This is a genomic window from Leclercia sp. 119287 (genome assembly GCF_009734485.1).
In the GTDB taxonomy this organism is placed as follows: Bacteria; Pseudomonadota; Gammaproteobacteria; order Enterobacterales; family Enterobacteriaceae; genus Enterobacter; species Enterobacter adecarboxylatus_C.
In genome coordinates this window covers 311,650-325,986 of sequence record NZ_CP046445.1, presented here as the reverse complement: position 1 = coordinate 325,986, position 14,337 = coordinate 311,650, and the positions used below count along the sequence as shown (strand labels likewise).

Sequence of the window (14,337 nt, the reverse complement as noted above, 5' to 3'; positions counted from 1 at the left end):
GTCAGAAGAACCCTATGCCAATAATTACGAGATCACCGGGGAGCACGGAGTGAGTCACATCAACATTTTCGAGTAACTCGCCAGTGGATGATTGTCGAATACTAAGGTCACTGCGGTCTGCACGGTCGGTATATCCTCCGCCTAAGGCGATAGCTTTTTCCACGGTCAGCCCTGGTTCATAGGCATAACCATTGGGATTCTCGATCTCACCAGAGATATAGAATTTGCGGAATTCAGCAATATTCACGGTCACCATGGGATTGAGCACAAACCCTTTGCGCAGGCGTTGCGTAATCTCTGCATCAACCTGACTTGCGGTTTTGCCCTTTAATTCCAGCTTGCCAATATAGGGGTAATTAATAGCCCCACTATTATCAAGCACTACCTTCATGGTCAGGTCAGGTTGACCGGCAACGTTAATGTTGACGGTATCGCCAGAGCCCAGTAAATAATTTGCTGTATCAACCACGCTATTGTCCATTAACGTCGGCTGTGGTGATTTGCAGCCGGCGAAAACAACGCTGAGGAGTAAAAACGCGCACAGTTTCATTATTTTCATTTTAAATCTGAACCTTAGCTGTAAGCATAATCAAAGATTGATCATAGCCCAACGTTTCAGTCACTACGCGGTCATCGTTGGGGCCGATGGTAAACGTATCTGTATCTTTATTAGACTTAAGCGTATCAAGATGATATTCCACACCAAAGTTAATCGATGGTGTGAGGTCATAACCTACGATAAATGAAAACACGCCATTCTTGTCGTGACGATCCTTGTCCTGATCTTTGTAGTCTTCTGTAATGTATGCATAATCAAGCAACGTCGTTAAACGGTTGTTCATCCATAGATGTTTGTAAGAAATACCGTATTCCGTTACTAAATTATATCCTCCCGCTTCGGAAGGGTCCTTAATACTTTGGGATGTTCTTAATGTAAAAAGTGACTGTTGCAAAGGTCTCCATTCACCCAGAATATCCCAGTTAATCCCGTTGAAATCCTTCGACCCGGGGTTATTTTCAAAGGTTTTATAGAGCCACGACACGTTCGCATCGACGTTTGTTTTGCCCGTTAGCTGCGATTGAACGCCGTATCGCAAATAATATTCATTACTGTCTTTTTCTGACGCATGGCCATAACGAAACTGGTTGGTAATAAAACTATAGCGAAAACGCGTCTTAGATGTGTACTGATCGAAAATTTCTGCAATCAGCGTATTTTCGTCCCACTCCTGCTCATCGATATATTCTGCAAAGTCCGCATCCTGGCTTTCAACCTGACCGGTATTGCCAAAGGTCCACTTGCGGTGCATCAACGCCAGGTCTGCTCTTCCACGTCCGTCCGGCGCACCATAACTATAGCGTAGCTCGCTGTTGAATAGATTGGTGGTTAAGGGTGACTTGACGCCAAATTGCCGGAACTGTTCCGGCAGGAACCCTTCCGTCACGCCGCGCCCGCGTGCCTCATGGCCGAGTGAATCTTCGAGATTCAGGGTCAGGCCATGCATCAAACCAAAGCGCCAGTCGCCTTTGAAGCGGAAAACGTGGTCATCGTAATCATCCGCAGAATCGCTGGAGTAGTGACGATAGTCCCCGGAGTACATCAGCAGATACTTATCCTGCCCACGCTCCCCGTTCAGGCTGATAACGGGCTTGAGCCCCTGGAAGTCGGAGCCTTTCGCGTCGCTGTCATCGTGCTGGTAAGTCACGTTATCGTTGTGCCCATAATCAGCAGCGACGTTGCTCTGAAAGTCGATGCCCGCAAAGCCGATGTGTGATTTTGGCGTTAATTCTGCCAGGGCGACCGGAGACGCTATAATCCCAGCGATAATAATAATTTTAGTATGCATTCTTACCGACAAATCCCTTAAAAATGGTTTTAATGATGATTTTTATATCTAACCAAAAGGACCAGTTCTGAATATATTCAATGTCGTACTGGACTCGCTTTTCCATTTTGTATAGCGCATCAATTTCGCCACGATAGCCATTAATTTGCGCTAAACCTGTGATCCCAGGCTTTACTTTATGGCGAATCATGTAGTTTTCGACCTGCTTACGGTAAAGCTCGTTGTGCGCCACAGCGTGCGGCCGTGGACCGACAATAGACATATTCCCCTGTATTACATTAATGAATTGCGGCAGTTCATCCAGAGATGTCCGACGTAAGAATGCGCCAAAGCGGGTGACCCGAGGATCGTCCCGTGTCGCCTGTACCACCGTGTCGGTATTTTCCATCACCTTCATCGTCCGGAACTTCCAGACTTTAATCTTCTGCCCGCTCAGGCCATAGCGATCCTGTTTGAAGAAAACAGGCCCACGTGAAGTGAGTTTGATACCTATAGCAATAGCGATCATTAACGTGGCAATCATTACCATAATCACGCTGCCCAATACCAGATCTTCTGCTCGTTTTATAAACGACCCGCCCCCGTCCAGCGGGGAGGTAAAAATGCCAATGGTCTGCAGGTTGTGGATAGAACGGATCTGGGAGGTATTAGTGCTGTAGGCGTAAAAGTCCGGCACAATATAGGTGTTGACCGTGGTATCAGACATCATCGCCAGAAAATGGCGGATGCGCTCCAGGGCCACCATCGGCAGGGCAATATAGATCTCGTCGACTCTGCTGGCTTTGGCTTCTTCAACCAGCTTGATCACCGGCCCGTTATAGGGGCTGGTAATTCTGGTGGCCAGCTCGCCGAGCCGCTCAGGACCGCGTTCATCGTAGAAGGCCAGGTCCAGCTGCACATCAGAGTACTCCAGGCGCAGCGCCCGTTCAGCCGCCAGGCCGTTATCCGTAATGCCGATAATAGCCACCCTTATTTTCTTTTTTGCCGACAGCTTGAAAATAATCAGACGGACGACGTAGAGAAAAGGGATCGGCGAGGCATACCAGAGCAGCATAGCAGGTATATTACGCACATCGATAAAGCTGACGTAGCCCAGAGCGTATAATTTCGCGACCAGCAGACGCACCAGGCCGATAAAAAGAATGGCAAAAAAAGCCGTCAGAAAGAGGCGTCTTTGGTTACGCAACTGGTTGTTTTTAGGACGATAGAGATAGCACTGCGTGTATTCACCAAACAGTAAAAAAGCGGTGGAGTACAATAAGCTGATCAAAATTACAGTATCGAAAGACTCCATTTTCAATACCCACCCACTCAGTATTAAAATTAAATTAATTGAGAAGAAATCAATTAATTTAATGAATACCGAGTATCCTCCATGGGTAATCTTTTGCGAATTTCTCAGCATGTCCAGACCTACTTATAATTAAGCTTGGTATTATTTTTTTGTTGTACTAATTGCATAAGCAAATAGTTTAGAAAATAAAATGCTGTTTCATGCAAGGGAGAGTGACAGGAATTGTCAACACCCTGTGTAATGCCTGCGTTTACAACTATGTCGGTGTAAAACTCAGCATACACACCCCTAATAGAGAAGAAAGCGTCGATTTTATAGAGACATCCGCTTATATACAGCGTAAGCACTATTCAATAAAATCGCCAATAAACTTTCGTTGTATTCCATTTGGATATGAAAAAAAAACCCGGCCGAAGCCGGGTTTTTTATTTACTCATTTATGCGGGGATGTTGATCGACCAGTCTGGAACGCTTCGCCTGTAGCTCGGCAATTTCAGCATCGATATCTTCTATCTTCTGCTCAATGTTGTCGTGGTGCTCGCGGAGGATCTCTTTGGCTTCCTGAAGGTCAGACGCAGCAGGCGTCGCCCCTTTCAGCGGCAGGTTCGCCGTCTCTTTCATGTAAATACCGGTAATCAGGCCAATCACCGCAATCACCATCAGATAGTAGGCAGGCATCATCAGGTTCTGGGTGCTCTCCACCAGCGAGGCTGCCAGCGTTGGCGTCAGACCGGCAATCAGTACCGAGATGTTAAAGGCCGCCGCCAGCGCGCTGTAACGGATATGCGTCGGGAACATCGCCGGCAGCGTCGAGGCCATCACGCCAATAAAGCAGTTGAGGATCACCGCCAGCATCAGCAGGCCGGCAAAAATCAGGCCGATCACATCACTGTTAATCATGATGAAGGCCGGGATAGCCAGCACAAAGAGCGCGATACTGCCGAAGATAATGAACGGACGACGTCCGAAGCGGTCGCTCAGCAGGCCCATGATCGGCTGCACAAACAGCATCCCCACCATGATGGCGATGATGATCAGCACACCGTGATCTTCTGAGTAGTGCAGGTTGTGCGACAGGTAGCTCGGCATGTAGGTCAGCAGCATGTAATAGGTCACGTTGGTGGAGATCACCAGACCAATACAGGTCAGCAGGCTACGCCAGTGGCGAGTCGCGATCTCTTTGAATGAGACTTTCGGTCCATCCTGCAGACCTTCGCGATCGCCCTGCTCCAGCTTTTCAACATGCTGCTGGAACGCCGGGGTCTCTTCTAACGCGTGACGCAAATAGAGGCCAATCAGCCCCAGCGGCAGCGCCAGGAAGAACGGAATACGCCAGCCCCAGGAGAGGAAGTTCTCTTCGCCCACCACGGTGGAGAGCAACACCACCACGCCCGCACCCAGCACGAACCCGGCAATAGAACCGAAATCAAGCCAGCTGCCCATAAAGCCGCGCTTACGGTCCGGAGAATATTCGGCAACAAAAATTGACGCGCCGGTATATTCACCCCCCACCGAGAAGCCCTGGGCCATCTTACACAGCAGCAGCAGGATCGGCGCCCAGATGCCTATGCTCGCATACGACGGTATCAGGCCGATACAGAACGTACTGACCGACATAATCACTATCGTGATAGCGAGGATTTTCTGGCGACCATACTTGTCCCCCAGCATCCCGAAGAACAGCCCCCCTAACGGGCGGATAAGGAAAGGAACAGAGAACGTCCCAAGCGCGGCAATCATCTGCACGCTGGGATCGGCACCAGGGAAGAAGACTTTACCCAGCGCGTAGGCCACGAAGCCATACACACCGAAATCGAACCATTCCATCGCATTACCGAGCGAGGCGGCGGTGATCGCTTTGCGCAGTTTCCCGTCATCAATAATGGTGACGTCGCGCAGGGTGATCGGTTTAACTTTTTTCCTTTTCAGCATGGCTATCCTCGTTGACTAAGCCCAGTCCTCACCACAGCGCCTAAAAAGTGCGCTCTGTGGAACCCGGGAAGCGCCTCATGCGCATTCTCCTTTCTCAAGCGTAGCAGGTTTACTTACACTGACCTTTCGGAGCGGTACAACCGAACCTGTGACGCCTGTCTGGGCTGTTAATGATGCCTTTACCCTACCAGCGTTTATATTTGTGATCAACTTCACATATATTTTTAAGGTTTCTACCAGAAGTGTCAAAAGTGTAAATACAGCGTAATGCGTTGTTTCTTATACCCGGCGCTGAAAATATTCTTTCAGGCGTTATTATTTGCTACCAAATCAAAAAATAACGACATTTTTTTACAATGCATTCACAGCCATTTTAATAATCAAGAAGCAAATATCGTGTTTCCTTAAAATATGTGATGGAGATAACTAAAACACTGTTTTATTTTCATTGAATCATCATTCCAACGATCGCATCATAAGCCCGTCAAAACGAGTCTGGTGACCTTCAAGCGAAGGTTTAAAAAGCCAAACTGGTTATATCTGCTGTATGAACGACGAATCGCCTGACGCATCTTTGTCACAATTCGTTGAATTCATTAGATTATTAAATATCACTTGTCCGCGGGCGATGCGTGATGAGATGTGAGGGTTAATGATGAAGATTAAAGCCGCGATTGAACGCATCCCCGGAGGGATGATGCTGGTACCGCTGGTACTGGGTGCAATTTTAAATACCTTAGCACCTAATACCGGAGCCTATTTTGGTGGTTTCACCAAAGGCATGATTACCGGGACAGTTCCGATTCTGGCGGTATGGTTCTTCTGTATCGGCGCCTCCATTAATTTACGGGCAACGGGCACAGTATTACGTAAATCCGGTACGCTGGTGATTACCAAAATTGCCGTAGCCTGGATTGTGGCGATGGTTTGCGCCATGTTTATCCCGGAAAATGGTATTCAGACCGGCTTCTTCGCTGGCCTCTCCGTGCTGGCGATTGTCTCTGCAATGGACATGACCAACGGCGGCCTGTATGCCAGCCTGATGAACCAGTACGGCACCAAAGAAGAGTCCGGCGCCTTCGTTCTGATGTCTCTGGAATCTGGCCCGCTGATGACCATGCTGATCCTCGGCTCCGCCGGTCTGGCCTCCTTTGAACCACACCACTTTGTCGGCGCCGTCCTGCCGTTCCTGATCGGTTTTGCCCTCGGCAACCTCGACCACGATCTGCGTGACTTCTTCAGCAAAGCGACCCCGGTTCTGATCCCGTTCTTCGGCTTCGCGCTGGGTAATACCATCAACCTGAACGTGATTCTGGATACTGGCCTGCTGGGTATCGTGCTGGGTGTGGCGGTTATCATCATCACCGGTATCCCGCTGATTATTGCCGACCGTGTAATCGGTGGAGGGAATGGTACTGCGGGTGTCGCCGCCTCGTCCGCAGCGGGTGCTGCCGTGGCGAACCCGGTCATTATCGCCCAGATTAACCCGGCCTTCGAACCGGTTGCCGCTTCTGCTACCGCGCTGGTTGCCGCAAGCGTCATCGTGACGGCGATTCTGGTGCCGATTATTACCGCCCTGTATGCCAAACGCTTTGGTAAGGTCCCTGAGAATACCGCGGAACAGAGTCCGGTTGAATCTCTGCACCACTAATACGTAGCCCTCTCCCCGCCCGGGGAGAGGGTGAAAATCCTTACTCGCCAAACACCTCTTCCACCATCGCCTTTGCCAGCCTTGCCGCCGAACAGAGCCTCGGCATTCCCAGCGCCACATTCTGCCAGCTCTGCGTCACCGACCAGCACACCGGATGTCTGTCGGCATCGCACCAGTCCCCCAGCCAGCCAAGCATATCTTTATGATCGATAATCCCCGGCGTACTGGGTGTGGTCAGCCACTGATGGTAAAAATGACGGGTCGCGGGCGCCGCATTGATCCCCTGCGCCAGGTAGTTGGCCACCATGCTGCGCAGATTATCTTTGAGCATGGCGCTGACATCCGCATTCGCCAGCCGACAGGCGTCACCGAACGCCCCCCAGCGCAGCTCCTCCAGCACCACATAGCCGCGCCCGGCCAGCGACCAGCCGTCATAATGTCCGGCCCGCCAGCGGGTAAAAATCTGTTCGCTGTGAACGCCCGCCTGCACCGTTAACCCACGCTGGGTTAATGCCTTCTCTTTAAACTGGGCGCGTTGCTGAAAATGGGCAGAGAGGATTTCGTACTGTTGCACCACGCCGATGGGGGGTTGATTGCGCAGGTTGGCCTGCTGGCGCAGCGTGGTCAGGGTCTGGGTCATGCGGGTCAGCGCCAGATGGCCGGGATCGACCATGCCCGCCAGTTTCTCTGCCAGCCCGAGCCGCAGCACAGCATTTTCGCTGAACATTCCCCCCATCGCCCACTGGCGAAGCTGAGTCTGCGCCATGATCTCCTGGGTTAAACGTTCACGAAAGTGCTGCTGTTGCGACCCCACAGAGGTGTGACGCTGTGCGTCAGCCCCCTGAACCAGGTCGACCATAAATTTAGGATGTATGCATTCCAGCGTCCGCCCGGGACCGTCCAGTAATTGTTTTGTCATGGTTGCTCTGCCGCGAATAGCGTTTGAATATCATCGCGTAACAGTCGGGTATCTTCCTGAATCCACGCTGCAGTCGTAATACATTGCTGCAGCAGCTGGCTGAGCGCGCGCGTGGCATGCTCATTCTGCTGGCGCACCGCGAGGCTATCACGCAAGCTTTCCTGTAACCCTGCAAGGCATAACGAGAACTCGGCAAAGAATGTCGCCATACCTGCTGTAACAGAGACATCGACCTGGGCGGCCAAAGCTTTACGGATTTGTTCACAAAATTGATCGATATGTTGTTTAAATTTCTCATGAAGCTGTGACACGTTGATAACATACCGCGTCCGCGTCATCACATAGTCTTCCCAGCCCCAGCCCGGATTGTTCAACCAGCGGGAGACCGTCTCACGCAGCACGCTGCCGGCTCCCTGGGACTGACTGGCAGGCTGACTCTCCTGGGCGATAGCATCGCTGAACAGCCCCCGGGTATTAAAGTTAAGCTGGTTGGCCTGAAACGCCGGGAAGCTGATCCGCGCGCGAAAACCGGCGTGACTCAACTCTTCTTTAATACGCGTTTCAATCGGGCGCATGGCATCGTTCAGCGCCCGCGCCAGCGTGGACTCCAGCTGGTCGAAACGCAGCGCCAGCTCACGGCCGATTTTCGCCTGTGCATCCAGCATGATCATCTCGCAGGAGGAGCGGATTTTGCTCAACAGGATCTGCGCCTGGCCTTCATCCTCCAGTACCAGCTGACCGGGCGTCGCCGCGGCATCTGCACGCTGTTTATGCGGATCAAACCCCGCCAGGTCGAGCAAATTGTCGGGATTAAAGATATGCGCGATGGCGAGTTTAATATCGTTCTGCTGGGAGGTGAGAAACAGATCCGTGGCGCTCAACGCCTGACTCACCTCATGGCGAACCTCATCGCTTACCGACGCCTGGCGGGAGTGCAGCAGCGCCATGTCATCTTCCAGACGGGCAATATTGTGCTGTAACTCGTCAAAGGCTACCGTCAGCCCCTGATAGCGGAAATCCAGGTACTCCCGGGCGTTCTGGGCGTAGTTCAGCAGCTTATGCGACGCGGAGCGCAACGCATACAGCGAGGCGTTGGAGTAGGCAGCATAAATCAGCTTGCGGATCGGCTGCTCAAACAGGGAGTCCTCCCACAGCAGATCGGCGGAGTGGCGAAGGTGTTCAATATCATCCAGATCGGCGGTTCGCCAGCGGCGGCCCAGTGCGGCCTCGGCAAAATCCTGCACCCAGCGCTGCTCCTGGTGATCGGGCAATTTACCGTGCATAGCCAGTTCGTGACGCGCCCGGTTCGCCAGGTATCCCCACATCGACGAGACCGGGAAGATCTGACCCGGGGAGATATGGCCCTTCATCAGGGTGCCGGAAATCATCGCCCGCACCTGCTCTTCATCATCGCTGTTGCGGTCTTTCTGATCGAACTTATTAACCAGGGCGTACAGCGGCACCGCTTTGCCGACGGCGGAGATGGCCAGCCGCACTTCGGCATCGGAGATCGACTTCAGTTGGGTATAGTCCATCACCGCCAGCACCGCCGATGCCCGGGCGAGCTGCTCGGTGAGCATTTTTTGCAGATGCGGCTGTCCGGCCTCGTTCGGCCCCGGGGTATCCAGCAGGGTTAATTGCCCCAGATGGACATCCAGCCCGGCCAGATGGACAAACTCCACTTCGATAACCGGGATATTCTCGATCGCAGCATAGGCCGGGAACGGAAAATCCGTGCCCAGCGCCTGAGAAAGCCGCACTAAATCGTTCAGGTTTTTTAAACAATTAAATATCGGCTGCGCACCTAAATAATGTTTTTCAAATGCCGCGCCGGTTTCGATACGCCCAAGTAGCGCATTCATATCTTTGTCAATTTCCAGCTGCTGCGCCAGCTTGCCGCGATCGTAATTGGCAAGCTTCTTTTGCATTTGTTTTATTAATGTATCGATGGGGGCGACGTGAGAAAAATGCAGCACCGGCTCTTTCTGGCCAGGAGTGTGACGGATCAGCGTCGGCAACGCGGTCATCGGGCGGTTGCGATTGGGTAACACTTCGGTGCCCACGATGGCGTTGATGGTGGTGGACTTTCCGGCCTTCATGGTGCCCACGATCGCCAGCACCATCTCCAGGCGGGTAATTTTGCGCAGCTCATTATTCAGCATCGACTGCTGCGCCTCTAAGCCACGGGCACTAAAATGCAGAGGTAAGACATTGCTGGTTTCGCCGGTAATGGCCGACGTGGCGTTGTCCAGCATGGCGACAGGCATGGCGCTCAACGACTCAAGATTCTGCAACGAGAGCTGCAGCAGCCTTTCGGCCTCCTGGCTCAATTCAAATATTGTCTGTGTGTGCATAGTAAAAGCCTTCCCTTAACACAAATTTTATATAACCGAATTGTTTATAAGAATGAAGGATCGGCTTATATGATTACGTGTTGTAAATATGTTCGAAGCCATATAATTGTGTAATGATAGTAAAAATATATTCTTTCAGCGCTTAAAGCAGCAGAACGCGCTCCTTCGGTCAGGGAAACCGAAAGATTAAGAGCGTAGCTCAATTTTTAAAAACTTCAGGAAAAATCATCGTTAGTTACCCACCAAAAATGAGGGGTAAATCATCCCTTACAGACCAAGGAGGGTTATTAAAGCAAGTCAGTAAAATATCATTAGCGTCTTAACCTTATCTGAAATGACACGGCGTATCAATTTGCCACAATAAAATATTATCGCTTTTAATCAGGCGCGTTTATCCCCTGTGTCTGACTCTTAACATTGCCCCGATCGCTGACAAATTCTGTCATCGAAAAGACCCTTTTCGCTAAAAGCGAAAAACAATATCACCGACAACAGTAAGGACATGCGTTATACTTGCCGCCTTTTTCGACAACCTGTCGATTTTTGGCGGGCCTGATTGCCGCCGCTTCGCACTATTTTGAGGAGAACACCATGCAACTACCACAGTGTCCAAAATGCAGTTCTGAATATACCTATGAAGATAACGGTATGTTCATTTGCCCGGAATGCGCTTACGAATGGAACAACGCAGAACCCGCGCAAGAGAGCGATGAGCTGATTGTTAAAGATGCCAACGGCAACCTGCTGGCCGACGGCGACAACGTCACCGTGATTAAAGATCTAAAAGTCAAAGGCAGCTCGTCGATGCTGAAGATCGGCACCAAAGTCAAAGGCATCCGCCTGGTTGAAGGCGACCACAACATCGACTGCAAAATTGACGGTTTCGGCCCGATGAAGCTGAAATCCGAGTTCGTGAAAAAGAACTGATTTTTTTATGTAGGCCCGGCAAGCGAAGCGCCGCCGGGCGCTTTTGCCGGATGCGCTACGCTTATCCGGCCTACAAATACCGAACTACACTTAACGGGCTTCTCTTTACCTGAGGTAATGATTATGCCGTTAAGTCCCTACATTTCATTCGCCGGTAACTGCGCAGAGGCCACGGCCTTCTATCAGCAGGCCGTCGGCGCGGAACTCCTCTATAAAATCACCTTCGGCGAAATGCCCAAAGACGACAACCGCGAAGAGGGCTGCCCGTCAGGCATGGCGTTCCCGGACTCCGCTATCGCCCACTCCAACGTGCGCATCGCCGGCAGCGTTATCATGATGAGTGACGGTTCGCCCGGCACAAACGCCACCTACGCCGGCTTTACGCTGGTGCTCGACACCCAGGACGTGGCGGAAGGCAAACGCTGGTTCGACAACCTGGCCGCGGGGGGTACCATCGACATGGCCTGGCAGGAGACCTTCTGGGCGCGCGGCTTCGGCAAGGTGACCGATAAATACGGCGTTCCCTGGATGATCAACGTCGTTAAACAGTAAGCCGGATAAGCGCAGCGCATCCCGCAACAGCGCCCGGTGGCGCTGCGCTTAAAGGGCCTACAATGATTGTCATCGCTTTCACGTCAACTCTTCAAACTCCCGCAACCAACACTTAACCTAAATGTCATATTGATCCGCCAGCATGAGGCCACATTTGAATCGAGGCCTCCCCCATGCAAACTGTCATCCGCGTCGAGAAACTGAGCAAGACCTTCCATCACAATAAGGCTCTGCATGCCGTTGATCTGACCGTCCAGCAGGGCGAAATGGTAGCGCTGCTGGGGCCATCCGGTTCAGGTAAATCCACCCTTCTGCGCCACCTGAGCGGCCTTATCACCTGCGATAAAACCCCGGAAAGCCACGTTGAGCTGCTGGGCAATACCGTGCAGCGCGCGGGGCGTCTGGCGGGCGATATCCGCAAAAGCCGCGCGCAGACCGGCTACATCTTCCAGCAGTTCAACCTGGTGAACCGCCTGACGGTGCTTGAAAACGTGCTGATTGGCGCGCTCGGCAGTACCCCGTTCTGGCGCACCTGTCTGCGCTGGTTTTCGCCCTCGCAAAAACAGGAGGCGCTGCAGGCGCTGACCCGCGTCGGCATGGCCCACTTCGCCCACCAGCGCGTCTCCACCCTGTCCGGTGGCCAGCAGCAGCGCGTGGCGATTGCCCGGGCGCTGATGCAGAAAGCCAAAATTATTCTTGCCGATGAGCCGATTGCCTCGCTGGATCCGGAGTCGGCCCGCATCGTGATGGAAACCCTGCGCGACATTAACCAGCACGACGGCATCACCATCGTGGTGACGCTGCATCAGGTGGATTACGCCCTGCGCTACTGCGAGCGCATCGTCGCCCTGCGTCAGGGGCACGTGTTCTTTGATGGCGCCAGCCATCAGTTTGATAACGAACGTTTTGACCATCTCTACCGCAGCATTAACCGCGTCGAAGAGAACGCGCAGGCTGCTTAACGTCTCCACAATGAGGAATGGAAATGAGCTATAAAACGGTTGCCGCGCTGGCCTTCACCAGCATGTTCAGTATCAGCACCCTGTTAAGCCCGGCGTATGCGGAAGAGCAGGAAAAAGCACTGAACTTTGGCATCATTTCGACGGAATCACAGCAGAACCTGAAGCCACAGTGGGAACCCTTCCTGAAAGACATGGAAAGCAAGCTGGGGATCAAAGTGAACGCCTTCTTCGCCCCGGACTACGCGGGCATCATCCAGGGGATGCGCTTTAATAAAGTGGACATCGCCTGGTACGGCAACCTCTCCGCCATGGAAGCGGTGGACCGCGCCAACGGTCAGGTCTTTGCACAGACCGTTGCGGCAGATGGCTCCCCGGGTTACTGGAGCGTGCTGATCGTCAACAAAGACAGTCCGATCAACAACCTCAATGACATGCTCGCCAAACGCAAAGAGCTGACCTTTGGCAACGGCGACCCGAACTCCACCTCCGGCTTCCTGGTCCCGGGTTACTACGTCTTCGCCAAGAACAACGTCTCCACCAGCGAATTCAAACGCACGGTCAACGCCGGGCATGAAACCAACGCCCTCGCCGTCGCCAACAAGCAGGTGGATGTTGCCACCAACAACACCGAAAACCTCGACAAGCTGAAGACCTCCGCACCGGACAAGCTGAAAGAGCTGAAGGTGATCTGGAAATCGCCGCTGATCCCGGGCGACCCGATTGTGTGGCGTAAAAACCTCTCCGAAAGCACCAAGGACAAGGTATACGACTTCTTTATGAACTACGGCAAAACCGCCGAAGAGAAAACCGTGCTGGAACGCCTGGGCTGGGCGCCGTTCCGCGCCTCCAGCGATTTGCAGCTGGTGCCGATTCGCCAGCTGGCGCTGTTCAAACAGATCCAGGGCGTGAAGGAGAACAAGGGCCTGAAGGACGAAGAGAAGAGCAGCAAGATGTCTGAAATTCAGGCGCAGCTGGACGATCTCGACCGCCTGACCGCGGCGCTGGGCGCGATGACCAGCGTGAATAAAGCGGTTCAGTAGTGCTTTTTGCCCGGTGGCGCTTCGCTTACCGGGCCTACTTTCTGGATCGTAGGCCGGATAAGCGTAGCGCCATCCGGCACACAAACCGCAAGGAACCTACATGCAAACCATCACTCTCCCACCGCCAAAGCGCAGCTGGTTCTCGCTGATCGGCTGGGCCGTTCTGCTGGCGGTGCTCGTTGTCTCCTGGAAGGGGGCGGAAATGGCTCCGCTCACGCTGATTCAGGACTCTGGCAACATGGCGACCTTCGCCGCCGACTTCTTCCCGCCGGACTTCAGCCAGTGGCAGGACTACCTCAGCGAAATGGCCATCACCCTGCAAATCGCCGTCTGGGGTACCGCGCTGGCGGTGGTGCTCTCCATTCCGTTTGGCCTGATGAGCGCCGACAACATTGTGCCCTGGTGGATTTACCAGCCGGTGCGGCGCCTGATGGACGCCTGCCGCGCCATCAATGAAATGGTCTTTGCGATGCTGTTCGTGGTGGCGGTCGGTCTCGGGCCGTTCGCCGGGGTGATGGCGCTATTTATTCACACCACCGGGGTGCTCTCCAAGCTGCTCTCGGAAGCGGTGGAAGGCATTCGCGCCACCGGGGCCAACAAGCTGGAAGAGATCCTCTATGGCGTCCTGCCGCAGGTGATGCCGCTGCTTATCTCCTACTCCCTGTACCGCTTTGAATCTAACGTTCGCTCCGCAACGGTGGTGGGGATGGTCGGCGCGGGCGGGATTGGCGTCACCCTGTGGGAAGCGATTCGCGGTTTCCAGTTCCAGCAAACCTGCGCCCTGATGGTGCTCATCATCGTGACGGTCAGCCTGCTGGATTTCCTCTCTCAACGTTTGCGTAAGCACTTCATCTGAGAA

The 14,337-nt window shown here is 53.0% G+C and carries 12 protein-coding genes; 6 read left to right on the top strand and 6 right to left on the bottom strand.

Features of this window, described 5'->3' with window-relative positions:
• Position 1: 1 nt before the first annotated feature.
• From GNG27_RS01510 to proP, 4 genes are all read right to left on the bottom strand, one after another.
• The gene (locus tag GNG27_RS01510) at positions 2-559 is read right to left on the bottom strand and encodes a polysaccharide biosynthesis/export family protein (protein WP_142487906.1); all 558 of its coding nucleotides are present in this window, start codon (positions 557-559) and stop codon (positions 2-4) included.
• A gap of 1 nt (position 560) precedes the next feature.
• Positions 561-1,847, bottom strand: a complete 1,287-nt coding sequence (locus tag GNG27_RS01505; protein WP_156262722.1) for an outer membrane beta-barrel protein — start codon at positions 1,845-1,847, stop codon at positions 561-563.
• Entirely contained in the window at positions 1,837-3,252 is a 1,416-nt protein-coding gene (locus GNG27_RS01500; RefSeq protein ID WP_156262721.1) for an undecaprenyl-phosphate glucose phosphotransferase, read from the bottom strand. The genes GNG27_RS01505 and GNG27_RS01500 overlap by 11 nt, the downstream gene beginning before the upstream one ends.
• A gap of 318 nt (positions 3,253-3,570) precedes the next feature.
• Positions 3,571-5,073, bottom strand: coding sequence for a glycine betaine/L-proline transporter ProP (gene proP, locus GNG27_RS01495; RefSeq protein WP_142487903.1), 1,503 nt, complete (start codon positions 5,071-5,073; stop codon positions 3,571-3,573).
• 655 nt (positions 5,074-5,728) lie between these two features.
• Between proP and kdgT the strand changes: the two genes are divergently transcribed.
• Positions 5,729-6,724, top strand: coding sequence for a 2-keto-3-deoxygluconate transporter (gene kdgT, locus GNG27_RS01490; RefSeq protein ID WP_142487902.1), 996 nt, complete (start codon positions 5,729-5,731; stop codon positions 6,722-6,724).
• Positions 6,725-6,764: 40 nt separating this feature from the next.
• On the opposite strand, the gene GNG27_RS01485 is transcribed toward kdgT, so the two are convergent.
• Together GNG27_RS01485 and crfC are read right to left on the bottom strand one after the other, a co-directional pair.
• Complete coding sequence (locus GNG27_RS01485; protein ID WP_142487901.1) at positions 6,765-7,643, bottom strand: diguanylate cyclase regulator RdcB family protein; 879 nt, start codon at positions 7,641-7,643, stop codon at positions 6,765-6,767.
• Complete coding sequence (gene crfC, locus GNG27_RS01480; protein WP_142487900.1) at positions 7,640-9,997, bottom strand: clamp-binding protein CrfC; 2,358 nt, start codon at positions 9,995-9,997, stop codon at positions 7,640-7,642. Before crfC ends, GNG27_RS01485 begins: the two co-directional genes overlap by 4 nt.
• Before the next feature lie 591 nt (positions 9,998-10,588).
• Here crfC and GNG27_RS01475 point away from each other — a divergent pair.
• From GNG27_RS01475 to phnE, 5 genes are all read left to right on the top strand, one after another.
• Positions 10,589-10,924, top strand: coding sequence for a zinc ribbon domain-containing protein YjdM (locus tag GNG27_RS01475; RefSeq protein WP_142487899.1), 336 nt, complete (start codon positions 10,589-10,591; stop codon positions 10,922-10,924).
• 123 nt (positions 10,925-11,047) lie between these two features.
• Positions 11,048-11,476, top strand: coding sequence for a VOC family metalloprotein YjdN (gene yjdN, locus GNG27_RS01470; RefSeq protein ID WP_156262720.1), 429 nt, complete (start codon positions 11,048-11,050; stop codon positions 11,474-11,476).
• A gap of 173 nt (positions 11,477-11,649) precedes the next feature.
• Positions 11,650-12,438, top strand: coding sequence for a phosphonate ABC transporter ATP-binding protein (phnC, locus tag GNG27_RS01465; RefSeq protein WP_156262719.1), 789 nt, complete (start codon positions 11,650-11,652; stop codon positions 12,436-12,438).
• 23 nt (positions 12,439-12,461) lie between these two features.
• The gene (gene phnD, locus GNG27_RS01460; protein ID WP_142487896.1) at positions 12,462-13,478 is read left to right on the top strand and encodes a phosphonate ABC transporter substrate-binding protein; all 1,017 of its coding nucleotides are present in this window, start codon (positions 12,462-12,464) and stop codon (positions 13,476-13,478) included.
• Between the two features lie 100 nt (positions 13,479-13,578).
• Entirely contained in the window at positions 13,579-14,334 is a 756-nt protein-coding gene (gene phnE / locus GNG27_RS01455; RefSeq protein ID WP_156262718.1) for a phosphonate ABC transporter, permease protein PhnE, read from the top strand.
• The last annotated feature ends 3 nt before the right edge of the window (positions 14,335-14,337 follow it).